This window comes from Brevundimonas aurantiaca, from assembly GCF_904830995.1.
Taxonomy (GTDB): domain Bacteria; phylum Pseudomonadota; class Alphaproteobacteria; order Caulobacterales; family Caulobacteraceae; genus Brevundimonas; species Brevundimonas aurantiaca.
In genome coordinates this window covers 2,943,130-2,958,151 of record NZ_CAJGVD010000001.1, presented here as the reverse complement: position 1 = coordinate 2,958,151, position 15,022 = coordinate 2,943,130, and the positions used below count along the sequence as shown (strand labels likewise).

Annotated in this window: 18 protein-coding genes; 3 read left to right on the top strand and 15 right to left on the bottom strand. The window is 66.9% G+C overall.

Annotated elements, in window-relative coordinates; all coding sequences use genetic code 11:
* Window positions 1-105: 105 nt before the first annotated feature.
* The gene (locus tag JMT67_RS14565; RefSeq protein WP_183218194.1) at window positions 106-681 is read left to right on the top strand and encodes a superoxide dismutase family protein; all 576 of its coding nucleotides are present in this window, start codon (window positions 106-108) and stop codon (window positions 679-681) included.
* Window positions 682-741: 60 nt separating this feature from the next.
* On the opposite strand, the gene JMT67_RS14560 is transcribed toward JMT67_RS14565, so the two are convergent.
* On the bottom strand, window positions 742-1,272 hold the full coding sequence (locus JMT67_RS14560; RefSeq protein WP_233455902.1) for a DUF1003 domain-containing protein: 531 nt from the start codon (window positions 1,270-1,272) through the stop codon (window positions 742-744).
* Between the two features lie 29 nt (window positions 1,273-1,301).
* The gene (locus JMT67_RS14555) at window positions 1,302-2,225 is read right to left on the bottom strand and encodes a DMT family transporter (RefSeq protein ID WP_201463866.1); all 924 of its coding nucleotides are present in this window, start codon (window positions 2,223-2,225) and stop codon (window positions 1,302-1,304) included.
* Window positions 2,226-2,328: 103 nt separating this feature from the next.
* On the opposite strand from JMT67_RS14555, the gene JMT67_RS14550 reads away from it, so the two are divergent.
* Together JMT67_RS14550 and JMT67_RS14545 are read left to right on the top strand one after the other, a co-directional pair.
* Complete coding sequence (locus JMT67_RS14550) at window positions 2,329-2,607, top strand: type II toxin-antitoxin system Phd/YefM family antitoxin (RefSeq protein WP_201463865.1); 279 nt, start codon at window positions 2,329-2,331, stop codon at window positions 2,605-2,607.
* Window positions 2,604-2,984 carry a type II toxin-antitoxin system VapC family toxin gene (locus JMT67_RS14545; protein WP_201463864.1) on the top strand — a complete coding sequence of 127 codons (381 nt, stop codon included), beginning with the start codon at window positions 2,604-2,606 and terminating at the stop codon, window positions 2,982-2,984. Before JMT67_RS14550 ends, JMT67_RS14545 begins: the two co-directional genes overlap by 4 nt.
* Window positions 2,985-2,987: 3 nt before the next feature.
* On the opposite strand, the gene JMT67_RS14540 is transcribed toward JMT67_RS14545, so the two are convergent.
* The 13 genes from JMT67_RS14540 to JMT67_RS14480 all read right to left on the bottom strand — a co-directional run bounded on the left by JMT67_RS14540 (window position 2,988) and on the right by JMT67_RS14480 (window position 14,747).
* Window positions 2,988-3,458: a DUF2269 family protein gene (locus tag JMT67_RS14540; RefSeq protein WP_201463863.1), complete on the bottom strand. Its 471-nt coding sequence runs from the start codon at window positions 3,456-3,458 to the stop codon at window positions 2,988-2,990.
* Entirely contained in the window at window positions 3,455-4,756 is a 1,302-nt protein-coding gene (locus JMT67_RS14535) for an SDR family oxidoreductase (RefSeq protein ID WP_201463862.1), read from the bottom strand. Before JMT67_RS14535 ends, JMT67_RS14540 begins: the two co-directional genes overlap by 4 nt.
* Window positions 4,753-5,208, bottom strand: a complete 456-nt coding sequence (locus tag JMT67_RS14530; protein ID WP_201463861.1) for a thiol-disulfide oxidoreductase DCC family protein — start codon at window positions 5,206-5,208, stop codon at window positions 4,753-4,755. The genes JMT67_RS14535 and JMT67_RS14530 overlap by 4 nt, the downstream gene beginning before the upstream one ends.
* A 9-nt stretch (window positions 5,209-5,217) precedes the next feature.
* Complete coding sequence (gene ssb, locus JMT67_RS14525) at window positions 5,218-5,712, bottom strand: single-stranded DNA-binding protein (protein ID WP_054766868.1); 495 nt, start codon at window positions 5,710-5,712, stop codon at window positions 5,218-5,220.
* 187 nt (window positions 5,713-5,899) lie between these two features.
* Window positions 5,900-6,322, bottom strand: a complete 423-nt coding sequence (locus tag JMT67_RS14520) for a PDC sensor domain-containing protein (protein WP_152949785.1) — start codon at window positions 6,320-6,322, stop codon at window positions 5,900-5,902.
* Window positions 6,322-7,008, bottom strand: a complete 687-nt coding sequence (locus JMT67_RS14515; protein WP_054765105.1) for a hypothetical protein — start codon at window positions 7,006-7,008, stop codon at window positions 6,322-6,324. Before JMT67_RS14515 ends, JMT67_RS14520 begins: the two co-directional genes overlap by 1 nt.
* A 78-nt stretch (window positions 7,009-7,086) precedes the next feature.
* Window positions 7,087-9,789, bottom strand: coding sequence for a transcriptional regulator (locus tag JMT67_RS14510; RefSeq protein WP_201463860.1), 2,703 nt, complete (start codon window positions 9,787-9,789; stop codon window positions 7,087-7,089).
* Between the two features lie 62 nt (window positions 9,790-9,851).
* Entirely contained in the window at window positions 9,852-10,769 is a 918-nt protein-coding gene (locus tag JMT67_RS14505; RefSeq protein ID WP_054765103.1) for a flagellin, read from the bottom strand.
* Window positions 10,770-10,903: 134 nt separating this feature from the next.
* The gene (locus JMT67_RS14500; RefSeq protein WP_078581569.1) at window positions 10,904-11,227 is read right to left on the bottom strand and encodes a flagellar protein FlaG; all 324 of its coding nucleotides are present in this window, start codon (window positions 11,225-11,227) and stop codon (window positions 10,904-10,906) included.
* 86 nt (window positions 11,228-11,313) lie between these two features.
* Window positions 11,314-12,051 carry a flagellin gene (locus tag JMT67_RS14495; protein ID WP_054765102.1) on the bottom strand — a complete coding sequence of 246 codons (738 nt, stop codon included), beginning with the start codon at window positions 12,049-12,051 and terminating at the stop codon, window positions 11,314-11,316.
* 112 nt (window positions 12,052-12,163) lie between these two features.
* A complete protein-coding gene (locus JMT67_RS14490) occupies window positions 12,164-12,982 on the bottom strand; it encodes a flagellin (RefSeq protein ID WP_054765101.1) in 819 nt (272 codons plus the stop codon).
* Window positions 12,983-13,095: 113 nt separating this feature from the next.
* Window positions 13,096-13,893: a flagellin gene (locus JMT67_RS14485; RefSeq protein ID WP_152949782.1), complete on the bottom strand. Its 798-nt coding sequence runs from the start codon at window positions 13,891-13,893 to the stop codon at window positions 13,096-13,098.
* A 110-nt stretch (window positions 13,894-14,003) separates the two neighbouring features.
* Window positions 14,004-14,747, bottom strand: a complete 744-nt coding sequence (locus JMT67_RS14480; protein ID WP_183218179.1) for a flagellin — start codon at window positions 14,745-14,747, stop codon at window positions 14,004-14,006.
* Between the last annotated feature and the right edge of the window lie 275 nt (window positions 14,748-15,022).

The following is a 15,022-nucleotide window of genomic DNA, read 5'->3' as shown; positions in this document are numbered from 1 at the left end:
CGGCCGGAATCGGAACGTGATCCGCTGTCGCGTTTTCTAGCATTCTAGGACTGCGGTGGCAAAGCGACGCCGCCGTGAAAGCCCGTCTCTGAAAGGACTTTCCACATGCACGCCAAGACCCTCGCCTTCGCCGTCGCCCTGGCGTCTCCCCTGGCCTTCACCGCAGCCTGCGCCGCGACCGGCAACGCCCCCCAGACCCAGGCCGAGCGCTCCCCGGTCGGTGCGGCGGGACAGGCAGTCTTGGTCAACGCCTCGGGCGCCAACATCGGTCGCGTCGATTTGCGTCAGGGGCCGACCGGCCTGGTGATCAGGGTCGAGGCTTCCGGCCTGACGCCGGGCTGGCACGGCATCCACATCCATGCGACGGGCGCCTGCGCCGCCCCCTTCACCTCGTCCGGCGGCCATATCAACCACAGCGAGCCCAAGGCCCCGCACGGCCTGCTGAACGCCCAGGGGCCGGACGACGGCGATCTGCCGAACGTCTATGCGGGGGCGGACGGCAAGGTGAACGCCGAACTCTTCACCACCCGCGCGCGCATTTCCTCGGAAGGCCCCGGCCAGTGGCTGTGGGACGAAGACGGCTCGGCCATCATCATCCACGCCAATCCCGACGACCATTCGACCCAGCCGATCGGCGGCGCCGGCGATCGGGTGGCCTGTGCGGCCCTGAGCGCGAGCTGAGTTCTCTCGCCCTCCTGCGTCATCCCCGGGCCTCACCCCGAGGATGACGGGGGTGTGGCGTCATCGCCCCTTCTGGATCAGCAACCGCTCGATCATGCGGGTCTGTTCCTCCTGGCGGGCCGTCAGCTGCTCCACCTTGTCCAGCAGGGCCATGATCTCGATCTCGGCCTTCAGATTGACCTGATAGTCGTTGCTGGCGTCCAGCCGGTCCTTCGCCGCCTGGCGGTTCTGGCTCATCATGATGACGGGCGCCTGCACCGCGGCCAGCATGGACAGGACCAGGTTCAGGAAGATGAAGGGATAGGGATCAAAGGCCGCCTTGCGCAACAGCAGGTTCCCGGCGGTCCAGAGCGCCAGAAACACGCCGAAGGCGATGATGAAGGGCCAGGATCCGCCGAAGGCGGCGACCCGATCCGCCAGTCGGTCGCCGAAGGTCTGACGCCCCTGAAAGGCGGTGTTGACGTCCTCGGAAATGGGACGTCGGTCGGCAGTGCTCTGCATCACGCTGGCGGCGTTGGGGGGCAGATCGTGTTTGGCCTTGCCCAGCCAGCGGCGGGACAGATGGTCGGCGTCGATCGGGGCGTGGGACAAGGGCGGGCTCCTGAGGCTTGCGCCCCAGATCAAGCCTTGGCGGCCCCCGCGCGCAAGCCCCGTTCGGCCAGGGCCACCAGAGCCACCCCTCCCATGGCGATGGCCGAACCGGTCAGGATCTGGGGCGTCAGCACGTCCCCCATGAAGCCCCAGCCGATCAGCATGGACACGACCGGCGTCACCAGCAGATAGGGCGTGACCCGGCCGGCCTCGCGCCTCTGCACCAGCCAGAACAGCAGGGTGGTCGCCAGCACCGACGAAGTGATTCCGGCCCACAGCAGCGAGGCCCAGACCAGGGGGGTGGCGGCCTTCACCGCCTCCCACTGGCCGTGTTCGAACACTGCGGAGCCGAAGGCCATGACCGGAAAGGCGCCCAGCGCCAGAAGACCCTGCATCTTCAGCGGCGGAATCGAGGTGGTGCGCCGCGCGACCACCGTCGTCACGCCCCAGGCGGCGCCCGCCGCAATGGCGACCAGAATGGCCTTCCAGTCCTGAAGCGCATGGGCGTCCAGGGTCATCCAGGCCACGCCGACAAAGGCCACCCCCATGCCGACCAGGGCCGCCTTGTTCAGCCGCTCGCCCAGGATCAGGAAGGCGAACAGGGCCGTAAAGGGAATCCACAACTGGTTGGCCACGGTGACCGGACTGACGTCGGTGGCCAACCAGTAGGCGGTATAGGCCAGACCATATTGGATCGGCCCGCCCAACAGGACGATCAGGGTCAGGCTGCGCCAATCCGGGAAGGGCGGACGGACGAAGACGATCAGGCAGGCGGTGGCGATGCCGAACCGGATCGCCCCGACCAGCAGAGGCGACAGCTGCTCGGTCGCCAGCTTGGCGCCCGCATTGTTCACGCCCCAGACGATGATGATCGCAGCGATGGCGGCGATCTCCAGCCCGGTCAGGGCATGGGGCTTTGCAGGCGGCGGGCGGGCGGCGGGCGGCGGCGGCATCGGACATGCCCCGCCTATGGCACGGTGCGCGCCGGAACGCCCTTCACATGCCGTGTCCGCGCGTTGCATTGACATGTACAGGCCTGACGCCCAACATGTACATATGACCGAAGTCACCCTGACCGCCTTGCGCAAGGACCTGTTCCGGCTGGTCGACAGCGTGCTGGAAACCGGCGAGCCGCTGGTGATCCGGCGCGGCGGACGGCGGCTGACCCTGGTCGCCGAGGCGGTCACGCCCAAACTGACGCCCGAGGAACGCTGGGACGCCTATATGGCGCAAGGCGTGCGGGAAGGCGCCGACGACTGGGCGGACGACATCGACACCAACAAGAGCCATTGGACCTGGGATCCGGACGCCAAGTTCGACTTCGGCGACAAGTGATCCATCTCGACACGCAAATCGTCGCCTGGCTCTATCTGCGCAAGATCCGCAACCTTGGGGACGCGGCGCAAAAGCTGCTGCGACGCACGAAGGCGCCGATGATTTCACCGCTTGTGATCGTGGAGTTGGAAATCCTGACCGAGCTGGGCCGCATCAGTCCACCGTCCGTCCCCGCCATGATCGCGACGCTGGAGGAGCAGATCGGGTTGGTCCAGTCAGACGCCTCGATGGCCGCCGTCGCCGAGGCCGCCTGCCGCTTCGCCTGGACGCGCGATCCGTTCGACCGGCTGATCGTCGCCAACGCCATGGCCGACGGGGCGACGCTGATCACCGCCGACCAGGTGATCCTGCGCCACTTCGATCAAGCGGTCTGGTAGAACTTAGAACGTCGGCTTGGCGACCATCAGCCAATAGATGGCCAGGACGCCGGCGAAGGCGGGCCAGCCCAGGGCGAACCACCAGCGGAACAGGCGATTATAGGCGGGCGGGAGCGCGCCCCCCTGCCCTGCCGCCTTTTCGGCCAGTTTCATCATCCGGTACTGGATCCAGACGACCGGCAGCCAGCAGAGGCCGACAAAGACATAGAGCCCGTAAGCCGCCAGCAGCCAGGGACTGGTCAGGGACCAGCCCTGCAGATGGATCAGGCCCAGGCCGCTGATCGGCTGGACCACGACGGCGGTGGCGGTGAAGACGAAATCGGCCAGGACCACGATACGGCCGACCTCGGCCACCGTCCTGGCGTCGCGCGTGGCGTGGGCGCGCAGCATGAAGAAGGCGATGCCTGCGCCTGTGCCGAACAGGACGGCGCCGGACAGGATGTGGATGATCTTCAGCGCGAAATAGAGGCTCATCGACGGGAGTCCGTGGCGGCGACGAACAGGCAGAGCGCCATCACGGGCAGAACCTTCAGCCACGGCCCCAAGGGGTCGATCCAGTAGTGCGGCAGGCTGAGGCTGCCGGCGATCAGATAGCCCACGGTGGCCAGACACATGAGGATCGCCACCCGCGCCGTCCAGGACCGCACGAACAGGGCCAGGCCCAGCACCACGTCCAGCAGGGCGCCCCACCCCGCCACCGGCCCGGCCCAGCGGCCGTAGCCGCCTTCGTGCAGTATGGCGACGGCGCCGCTCCAGCCCGGGCCGAAACTGATCAGGCCGGTGATCAGCCAGAACAGGCCCAGGGTCAGGATCGAAATCGGGCGGACGAACCACAGGCGGGCGTGCCAGACGTCCTGGACCGAAGCCGGGGTCTCGGCCAGGGAGCGGGAAAAGCCGCGCGACGATACGCCCAGCCGCTCGGCCCAGCCGCTGTCGCGACCGGCGACGTCGTGATCCATCTGGCGCATGGCGGTGGTGCGGATCGGCGAAGACCAGCCCAGTCGTCCCAGAAGATCGCCGATCGCCAGGGCGGGCGCGGCCAGGGCGCGGGGAATGCGAACGACCGGCGCCGGCTTCAAGCCCAGCCACCCGCGATAGAGGCGCACCGTCTCGGCCATGGTCACCGCCTCCGGCCCCGGCATGTCCAGGATCAGGCGCGACGGGGCGCCGGGGCGCTGGGCTGCGACGACGGCGGCGGTGAGATCGCCCAAGGGGATCGGACGGAAGGTCTGGTCGCCGCCGACGACGGGCGAAAACAGCGGAAAGGCCGCCAGCGCGCGGATCAGGCCCGTGCCGCCGAAGGCCGCCCGGTCCACCACCAGCGACGGCCGCAGGATCAGCCAGTCCAGCGCGCTGCCCTCGACCAGTCGTTCGGTCTCGGCCTTGGTGCGGGCGTAGTCGGTGCCGGCCGCTTCGTCGGCGCCGACGGCGGAGATGTGGATCAGTCGGGCCACGCCCGCCGCCTCGCACGCCGCGATCAGGGCGCGCGGGCCGTCGACATGGGCGGCGCGGGTGCTGTCGCCGCCGCCGTCCTGAAGCACGCCGACGCAGTTCACCACGGCCGACACCCCCTCCAGAAGCGGCGCCCAGGCCTGGACCGTCGTCAGTTTCGAAAAGTCGGCCGCGACCCAGTCGAACCTCGGGGCGCGACGGGACGGTTCGGCGATACGCCGCGCGCCCGCTCTTAAGCTCCAGCCTTCTGCGGACAGGGCCGCCGCCACGTGCGAGCCGATGAAGCCGTTGGCGCCCAGCACCAGCACGCGACCGCTCATCCCAGCACTCTGTCCTTCAGATCGACGCTTGCCGGAGGGAGGGCGCACCAGGTCGCACCCGGAAACCGGCGACGGCGACGCGCCACGAAATCATACAGGCGGTCGCGAATGAACCGGGGCGCGATCCGACCGATGATCGCCCACCGATAGGGTGCAGGCAGCTGGGCGATGATGGCCAGAACAGCGTCGGAGCGTTCGCGCGCCACCCCGTCCTGGATCAGCAACATCGTGGCGGGGTCGTCCGGATCGACGTCGTAATGGGTCAAGAGCGCCCGCCCCAAGGCCGACTGGGTCGGCGCCAGCCGGAACAGCCCGGCCCGATCGGCCTTCAGTATCTTGCGCGCCGAGCCGGAGCAGAGCGCGCAATCCCCGTCGAACAGGACCAGGGGCCGATCGTCCGGAAAGGCCGGCACGGCGGGATCGTGACGATAGCTGTAAGGCCCCCGCCCCACGTCGACGACTTAGAAGGGAATGTCGTCGTTCAGGTCGTAGCTTTCCTTGGGGCCGCTGGGGCGGTTGGCGCCGCCGGTGGAGAAGCCCGAGGAATAGTCGTCGTCGCCGCGACCGCCGCCGTAGCCGCCGCCCTGAGAGGCGCCGCCCTCGGACCGGCCGCCCAGCATGGTCAGTTCGCCCTTGAAGCGGCTGACCACGATCTCGGTCGAATATTTCTCCACGCCCTGCTGGTCGGTCCACTTCCGGGTCTGGAGCGCGCCCTCGACATAGACGGTCGAGCCCTTCTTCACATAGTTCTCGACCACCTTGACGATGTTGTCGTTGAAGATGACGACCCGGTGCCACTCGGTCTTTTCCTTGCGCTCGCCGGTCGACTTGTCGCGCCAGGTTTCCGAGGTGGCGATGGACAGGTTGGCGATGCGGTCGCCGTTCGGCATCGACCGGATTTCAGGATCGCGGCCCAGATTGCCGACCAGAATGACCTTGTTGACGCTGCCCGCCATGGAAACTTCCTTCTCGCCCAGACCGGCGATCACCTCGCCCGCCCTTCAAATTCAGTCGGATGTCTTAGAGCCGCTGCGGATCACCGTCAGCCGCATTCGACGCCCAACCCGCCAAAACGGTGGATTAAGGCTTTGTTCCACTTTTGTTCGAGCGCCGCAAGTCCCTCGGCGGGGACTTGCGGCGCTGTTAGGGCGTCTCAGGCGGCGGGGCGGCGACGGCGACGGGCCTGCCCGTCTCGTCCCGCTGGATCGCACCCGGTATCGCCAAACGCCCGTCGCCGGTGCGGGCCATGGCGAAGAAGCGGCTTCCCGTCAGGCTCTTGCCGAACTTCACCCCTTCCCGGTCGATGAAGATGAAGCGGCCCTGATAGGCGCCGGCCACCTCCTGGTTCGATCCGCCCATGCGCAGGAAGCGCAGGCGCATCTCCTCCAGCTGGGCGGCGCACAGTTCGATCTGGGCGACGTTTTCGCTCATCTTCTGAAGCCGCGGCGGCTGTCCGTCCGGCGTGGCGACGAAATAGCAGACGCCGGGCTGGAACTCGAACTTCGGCGCGTTGGAGCAGGCGCCCAGAGCGGCCGCGGCGATCATCGAAAGGGCGAGCACGCGCATCAGTTCAGACCCGGGAATTGGCAGTTGCGGTCCTGCTCCGCCAAGGTGCGGAAACGGGTGTTGTCGCTGGACTGTTCCACGCGACGCGGCACCAGACGCAGGGTGGTCTCGCCCCAGCGGCCGTACTGCGCGTCGCCGGGACGGACGCAGGTTCCGGCGTAAAGGGCCTGGACGCAGGCGTTCAGGCTCATGCCGCTGGACAGGACGCGCCAGTCTGAGCCGGTGTGGCGCAGACACTGCGCGCCCGCCGTCGCCGGCGCTGAAGACGCAGGCGCGCTGGGCGTCGTGGGCTTGGGTTCCATGTGCGGCGCGGGTTCCGCCTGGGCCAGTTCGACGGACGGCAGCTCCGGCGGCGGGGCGAAGGCGGCGGTCGGCGCGGCGGCCAGGGCGCCCGTTTCGTCAATGCCGACGTCCAGGGCGTCGGTCGCCAGGCCGTTGCGCTGGGCGCAGTCCGCCAGGGTCGCCATGCCCACGAACCGGCCGTCCACGAAGCAGCGCAGCTCGCGCGTGGGCTCCAGGGTGGGCGCGTCGGCCAGATCGACCGTCAGACCGCCCTTGGCCGCAGGCGGCGTCTGGGGGGTCTTGTCGCCGCCGCTGGTGAAGATCAGAGCCAGCACGACGGCGGCGATGATCACCAGTCCGGCGCCGACGGCGATGATGACGCGATTGTCTTGAGGAAGGGCCATGGCGAACTTTCGCGACTGAGGCGTCCAATAACCCGGAACCGGCGCCGGCCGTCAACCGGGAACCACGCGCCTTCGCAATCAGCCGACAAGACGGCTGAGCGCCGCCTGATAGTTGGCCAGTTGGGTCTGCTGATAGACGGTGGACGAGCCCTTGTTCGTCTGGGTGTTGGTGATCGTCCCAGTGGAGGGAGCCAGGGCGCGATAGCCGGAGCGGACCGCCGTCAGGGCGGCGGCCAGGGCGTCGTTCGCGGCCTTGATCGAGGCGGCGTCGTTCAGATTCAGAGTGTTGGGCAGATTCAGCCCGATCGTCTTCTTGTCGCTCGTCGCCGTTTTGCTGATGAGGCCGGGCGTCAGACCCAGGGCGGCCAGAGCATCCTTGCCGGCGGGTCCGGCCGTGATGACCGCGCCCTCGCGATTGGCCGCGGGGGTGATCTGCAGCCTCTGGGTCGGCGGATTCGATTTCAGGTCGGAGACGATCTTGGCCTCCAGCTGACGCCCCGAGGCGACGGAAATCTTCTTGGCCAGGGTGTCCAGCGTATCCTTGGCTTCGATGGTGACGGTCAGGGCTCGCCCCCCGCCGGCCGGGGTAATCGAGAACTGATCCCCGACACGGGCGGAGGTCGCCACGGTCAGAAGTTTGGAGTCCGCCTGCATGACTTCGCCCTGCGGCAAGCCCAGCCGATCCAGAACGCTGGCGCCGCCGGAGACGATGCTGAGGCTGGCGGGTTTGGCCTGGTCGCCGTCGGCGCTCCAGGTCTGGTTGGACTCCACCGCGCCCGTCGCCAGATCCAGCCGCGCCAGATAGGCGCGCGTCGGATCGGTCTTTGTCGCCCCCTCGTCCCGGTTGGAGCCGGTGATCCAGACCTTGCCGTTGCGCACCTCGACATCGGCGGCGGTGTCGTCCCCCGCCCCGCCGAAAAAGGTCAGGCTGTCCGAACTCTTATCCTGAAGATCCGTCGAGAAGGCGGCGACGAAGACGTCCGTGCCCCCCGCATGCGCCTGGATCGGGGTTCCCAGGTCCAGGGCCGGATTGCTGGTTTCCCCCGTCAGCACCACCTTGCCGTTTTCGACGGAGATTCCCGCGATCTTGCCGCTGGCCGATCCCAGGTCGCGCGTCGCGGCCAGGGTGGGAACGCCCGAGGCGTCCAGCGTGAACCGGCGAACCACCGCGCGGCCGTTCTCCACGCCGGCGGTGAACAGATCCGCGCCGGACACCGTCATGGCCTGGATCGAATCGTCTCCCGCCGTGCCGAACTGCTGGGTGGACATGTTGATCGCCGTCACGACGCCTTTTCGATTCGGCGCGGTCTGGGAAAAGGTCTGGACATAGCTGTCCCAGCCGCCGAGAGCCATCGTGCCCGGCATGGCCGACTTCGACCGACCCGCGACATAGACCAGGCCGTCGGCGCCGAAGCCCACCTGGGTCGCTTCGTCCGCCGCCTTCGCGCCGCGGCGTTGGGTCCAAAGCTCCTGGCCCGAACTGTCGAAGACGGTGACGAAACTGTCGGCCACAGCCGCATCGGCCCCGCTCTTGCCCGGCTCAAGGGCCCCGGTGACAGAGCCCGCGACAGCGATGCGGCCGTCTGCCGCCGCCGCCAGAGAAAAGCCGTTGGCCTTGCTGGCGGCGCCCAGGAGCTTGGTCTGCACCAGATTTCCGGCGCTGTCGTACTTCATCAGGGCGACGTCGCGCGTCCCCTTGATGGGCTGATTGGCCTCCCCCGCCTTCAGGTCAGCCAACACCCAAACCGAGCCGTCGGCGGTCGTCACGCTGTCGCGGACGGATTCGACGCCCGGCGGAAGTTCGGATCGGCCCACCCGGCCTTCGACCCAGAAGGGGTCAGCCACGCCCTGCTGCGGCGTCGGGGCGGCGCCCCCGTCCGTCTGAAACTTCAAAAGCTGGCTCGAACCCGTCGTCCCGCCGACATTCTGCGTCACATAGACGGCGTCAGACGTATCGACGGCCTGATAGGAGACGGTCTCCCCGGAAGAACCCCAGACCTTCAACGCCCACTGGTCCGGCCCCGCCGGCAGGGTGATGGTCTTGTCGCCGCTCTTGATCGTCTTGGGCTCGACCTTGATCATTTCGCGGCCCATGCGGCTGGCTACCCCGGCCGCTTCCAGCTTGCCGTTCATATAGGCCACGACATTGTCCAGGGTGCGCGTCGTATCGCCCATCTCCGACAGGTCCATGGACACCGAGACGGTTCCCGTGGCGCTCTTGACCGACATGGCGAACTTGACGTCGCCGGCGAAGGCGGCGACCGGCGCATCCAGGGCGCCCTCATGGATCGGCTTGGCGACGAAGCTGGCGGGCGCCTTTTCCTGGGCGTAGCCGGTCTTCACACTGGTTTTAGAGACGCCCTGAACGACCTTCAAATCCTCGAACTTGGCAGTCTGGAGATATTTGGACACCTCTTCGAGACCGGCGGAGAAGCGCCGGTTCAGCTGATCCGCCTCGAGCTTGGTCAACCCCTTGTCGTCGGCGCGATCCGCCAGGGCGCTCAGCGTGTTCAGTCCCTGGTAGATGGCGAAAAGCTTGCGATAGTCGGGGGACGCGCCCGCCATATCCAGATCGACGGCGCTCTCGTCGATCACCTTGCGCCCGGCCAGGGCCGCCCGCACCAGGTCGCTGGCCTTGGGCGCCGTCGCAGCAGAGGAATTGGCCCAGGGCGCGGTGGGCTGGGTCTTCTTGGCCTTGGCCGGAGTCGCAGAGGCGCCGATCAGCGAGGACGAGTCCGCCGAAATCCCATACAGACCTAGCAAATAGCTGTTGCTTATCATAGCGCGGCTCCGCTCAGGGGCAGCCTACGACGCAAGCGATAACGAGCTGTTAAGTCGCCCTATCAGCCCTTGAACAGCGACAGGATCATCTGCGGCGCCTGGTTGGCGATCGCCAGGGCCTGAACCCCCAGCTGCTGCTGGACCTGCAGGGCTTGAAGCCGCGCGCTTTCCTTGGCCAGGTCGGCGTCCACCAGATTGCCGATGCCCGCCTCCAGCGAATCCGACAGCTTGCCGACATAGGTGGTGTGGCGTTCGATCTGTTTGGCCTGGGCGCCCAGTTCCGACAGGCGCGAGCCGGCGACGGTGATGGCCGCATCGATCCGCTGAAGGGCGAACTTGGCCTTTTCCTGGGTCAGCAGGTCGGGCGCGGCATTCAGCAGGGTTTCGTCTTCCGGCGTGGCGGCGTTGTTGGTCCAGGCCTGAACGCCGGCGGTGGCGGGATCGGAATCGAAGGAGTTGGCCGCCAGACCCAAGCCCACCAGGCCGAGGTTCTGACGCTTCAAGGCGATCGTCTCATTGCCGTCGGCGCTGGCGAGAAAGTTCAGATCCGCCGTCGCCGAGCCGTCCAGAATATTGGCGCCGTCGAAGATGGCGTTGTCGGCGAACGACTGGATCGACTTCAGCAGCGACTGGAATTCCTGATCGTAGGAGGCGCGCGTCGCCGCCGTGGCGCTGGGGTCGGCAGCCGCAGTGGCCTTCTGCTTCAGCTCCAGGAGGATGTCCGAAATCTGCTCCCCGGCGGCCAGGGAGACGTCGGCGATCGAGGTGGCGCGGTTCAGGCTGGTGGTGACCGCCTCCAGCGACCCTCGGTCCGCCCGCTGGCCCTGGGCCACAGCCCACACCGCAGCATTGTCCTTGGCGCCCTGCACCTTCAGTCCCGTATTCACCCGGCTCTGCGTCGACGCCAGGTTCTCGCTGGTGCGATTCAGGTTCTGCAGGGCGATCATCGCCGAGGTGTTGGTGTGGATACTGCTGGTCATGGCTTCAAGCCCCGGACTTTCTGTTCCTGCCAGTATTAATCATGAGTCGTGAGCGGATGGTTAACGCCCCGGAAACCATGATTGCGCCGTCCGGCGGGCCGGCGGCGTTAAAAAATTCAGGCTCTCCCGCCGGCTCAGACGGCGGTGTCGACCACCCGGCCTCCGCGATAGGTCGGATCGCTGATCAGCTTCTCGACCTCCTCGCGGGGCAGTTGGCGGATCACCTCCCCCGTCACCCGATCCAGAACCTTGTAGACAAAGCGGTGACGACCGACCGCCTCGATCGTCAGACGATAGCGTCCGGCGTCTGCAAGACTGTTGGGCGTCTGGGGCGCTTCATCCGCGGTCGGCGCGGGGGCCGAGGCGTTCACGGGCTTCACCTCCAAGGGGGCTTCAGCCGCCTTGGCGGGTGCGACGGGTGCAAGAGCGCTGCTTATTCTGGCGACATTCTCCGTCATGGCTCCTTGCGCGGATCACTCCGCGTCTCCTTGATGAAACGAGGACGATGGCCGGGGCGGTCGCGAAACCGCCCCGGCCGCTCGCCTTAACGGAACAGGCCGAGCAGGGTCTGGCTCGACGAGTTGGCGATCGACAGCGCCTGCACGCCCAGCTGTTGCTTGGTCTGCAGGGCGGTCAACTTGGCGCTTTCCTTGGCCAGGTCGGCGTCCACCAGATTGCCCACGCCGGCTTCAAGAGCGTCCTGAAGCTTGTTGACGAAGCTGATCTGACGGCCCAGCGACTTGGACTGGGTGCCCAGGGTCGACAGGGTCGAGGTCGTCGCCGCAATGGCGGCGTCGACGTTGGCGGTCGTGGCGTTGGCGGCGGTGATGCTGCCGGTGTTCACGGCGGTGATCGCCGCGTTCGAGCCGAGCGCCGTCAGGCTGTTGACGCCGTCAAAGGAGGCGCCGGTGATCGCCGAAGCGATTTCCGTACCCAGGGCGTTGTATTCGGCCAGGTAGGAGGTCTGGGCCGCGCCGGTGGATCCGGCGATGCTGACCGCCAGCCCCTTCATTTCTTCCAGAGCGGCCGTGATCGTATCGCCTGCGGCCAGGGCCACGTCGGTGATCGATTGGGTGCGTTGCAGACCGGCGCGGACCGCGTCTTGCGAAGCGGCGGCGGCCCGTTGCGACGTGGCGATCGAATAGATCGCCCCGCTGTCCTTGGCCGAAGAGACCTTCATGCCGGTGTTGATGCGGTTTTGGGTCCGCTCCAGCTCCGAGTTGGTCTTGTTCAGGTTTTGCAGCGCGATCGAGGCGCCGTAGTTCGTATTGATGCTCGCCATTTTGGCGTTCCTTCTTCACTTCGTGATGGCCGACGCCGTTTTGGCGACGGGAGCGTTTTGCTCGGGGTTCAAGACCTTGGCCCTGCCGCCGAGGCGACCGGGCCTCCGGGTCTTAGCGGAAGAGGCTCAGCACGGTCTGGCTGGAGGAGTTGGCGATCGACAGCGCCTGCACGCCCAGCTGTTGCTTGGTCTGCAGGGCGGTCAGGCGCGCGCTTTCCTTGGCCAGGTCGGCGTCCACCAGATTGCCCACGCCGGCTTCAAGGGAGTCCTGAAGCTTGTTGACGAAGCTGATGGTGCGCCCCAGCGACTTGGACTGGGTGCCCAGGGTCGACAGGGCCGTCGTCACGGCCGTCATCACCAGATCGACGTTGGCCGAGGTGAAGTCAGCCACCGTCGGAGACGCGGCCGTGAACTTGGCCAGGTCCGTATTGGCGCTGAGATCGGTCGTGATGCCGATGGTCTTGGTGTCGGTGGCGCCCGTGCCGATACGGACGTTGACCGCAGTGCCGCCGGTTGAGGCCGTCTTCAACAGGTTGACCCCGTCGAAGCTGGCGCCGTCCAGCGCGCTCTTGATTTCCTGACCCAGGGCCGCGAACTCGTTCTCATAGGAGGTCTTGGCCGAGCCGGTGGAACCGGCGATGCTGACGGCCAGGCCCTTCATCTCTTCCAGAGCGGCCGTGATCGTATCGCCGGCGGCCAGGGCCACGTCGACGATGGATTGGCCGCGCTGGATCGAGCTGCGGACGGAGTCCTGAGCGCTGGCGGCGGCGCGTTGGGACGTGGCGATGGCGAATATCGCCCCGCTGTCCTTGGCCGACGAGACCTTCATGCCGGTGTTGATGCGGTTTTGGGTCCGCTCCAACTCCGAGTTGGTCTTGTTCAGGTTCTGCAGCGCGATGGACGCGCCGTAGTTGGTGTTCACACTCGCCATTTTGGCGTTCCTTCTTCACTTTGTGAGGGCCGACGCCGTTTTGGCGTCGGGAGCATTTTGCTCGGGGTTTCAAAGCCTTGGCCCGGCTGCCGAGGCGACCGGGCCTCCGGGCCTTAGCGGAAGAGGCTCAGCAGGGTCTGGCTGGAGGAGTTGGCGATCGACAGCGCCTGCACGCCCAGCTGTTGCTTGGTCTGCAGGGCGGTCAGCTTGGCGCTTTCCTTGGCCAGGTCGGCGTCCACCAGATTGCCCACGCCGGCTTCAAGAGCGTCCTGAAGCTTGTTGACGAAGCTGATCTGACGACCCAGCGACTTCGACTTGGTGCCGAAGTCCGACAGGATGGCGGTGAAGGCCGTGATGGCCCCGTCCACCGTCGCCCCCAGGGTCGCCGCATCGCCAGACGTCGCCGTCGTCGTCGTGGCGACCGAGGTCGCGGCGCCGGCGATGGCCTTCAGCGTATAGGTGGTCGACGGCCCGGTCTGCACCGTGATCGCGGCGGCGTTGGCGGAGAACAGATTGACGCCGTCAAACGTCGCGCCGGACAGGGCGCTGGCGATTTCAGTCCCCAGGGCGTTGTATTCGGCCAGGTAGGAGGTCTGGGCCGCGCCGGTGGAGCCGGCGATGCTGACCGCCAGGGCCTTCTGCTCTTGCAGAGCGGAAGTGATCGTATCGCCGGCGGCCAGGGCCACGTCGACGATGGATTGGCCGCGCTGGATCGAGCTCCTCACCGCGTCTTGCGAAGCGGCCGACGCCCGTTGAGACGTGGCGATGGCGAAGATCGCCCCGCTGTCCTTGGCCGACGAGACCTTCATGCCGGTGTTGATGCGGTTTTGGGTCCGCTCCAACTCTGAGTTGGTCTTGTTCAGGTTCTGCAGCGCGATGGACGCGCCGTAGTTGGTGTTCACACTCGCCATTTTGGCGTTCCTTTCACTTCGTGATGGCCGACGCCGTTTTGGCGACGGGAGCGTTTTGCTCGGGGTTCAAGACCTTGGCCCGGCCGCCGAGGCGACCGGGCCTCCGGGCCTTAGCGGAAGAGGCTCAGCAGGGTCTGGCTGGAGGAGTTGGCGATCGACAGCGCCTGCACGCCCAGCTGTTGCTTGGTCTGCAGGGCGGTCAGCTTGGCGCTTTCCTTGGCCAGGTCGGCGTCCACCAGATTGCCCACGCCGGCTTCAAGAGCGTCCTGAAGCTTGTTGACGAAGCTGATCTGGCGACCCAGCGACTTGGACTGGGTGCCCAGGGTCGACAGGGCGGCGGTCACGGTCGAGATGGCGGTGTCGACCTTGGCGGTCGTGGCGTCGGCGCGCGCCTTGCCGCCGCCGCTGACGTCGGTCACGCCGGCCACGCCCAAGGGGGTGGTCAGGCTGTTGACGCCGTCGAACGAGGCGCCGGAAATCGCCGAGGTGATTTCGAGACCCAGGGCGTTGTATTCCGCCAGGTAGGAGGTTTCGGCGGCCGAACCCGCCGTCGTGCCCGCGATGGACACGGCCAGGCTCTTCATTTCTTCCAGAGCGGCCGTGATCGTGTCGCCGGCGGCCAGGGCCACGTCGGTGATCGACTGAGACCGTTGCAGGCCGGCGCGAACCGCGTCCTGCGAAGCCGCATTGGCGCGTTGAGCCGTGGCGATGGCGAAGATCGCCCCGCTGTCCTTGGCCGAAGAGACCTTCATGCCGGTGTTGATGCGGTTTTGGGTCCGCTCCAACTCCGAGTTGGTCTTGTTCAGGTTCTGCAGCGCGATGGACGCGCCGTAGTTCGTATTGATGCTCGCCATTTTGGCGTTCCTTTCACTTCGTGAATTCCTTCGCCCTTTTGGCGAAGGGAGCTTTTTGCTCAGTGGGTAAGAAGCAATTGCCGGGCCAGAGGCGACGGCGAGAAGTCACGGTAAGCCACTGTTTTCATTAGTTTACTATTGATTCACCCTCCTTCTTGCCCGGCAGAATTTGCCGACCCCCGCCGTTCACTGGGCACATCTTGCCGACCCGAGCCCCAAAAGGACCCGACGAACGACCCTCGAACGGGGCGGCGTCGGCCCTCAGACGCGGCCTT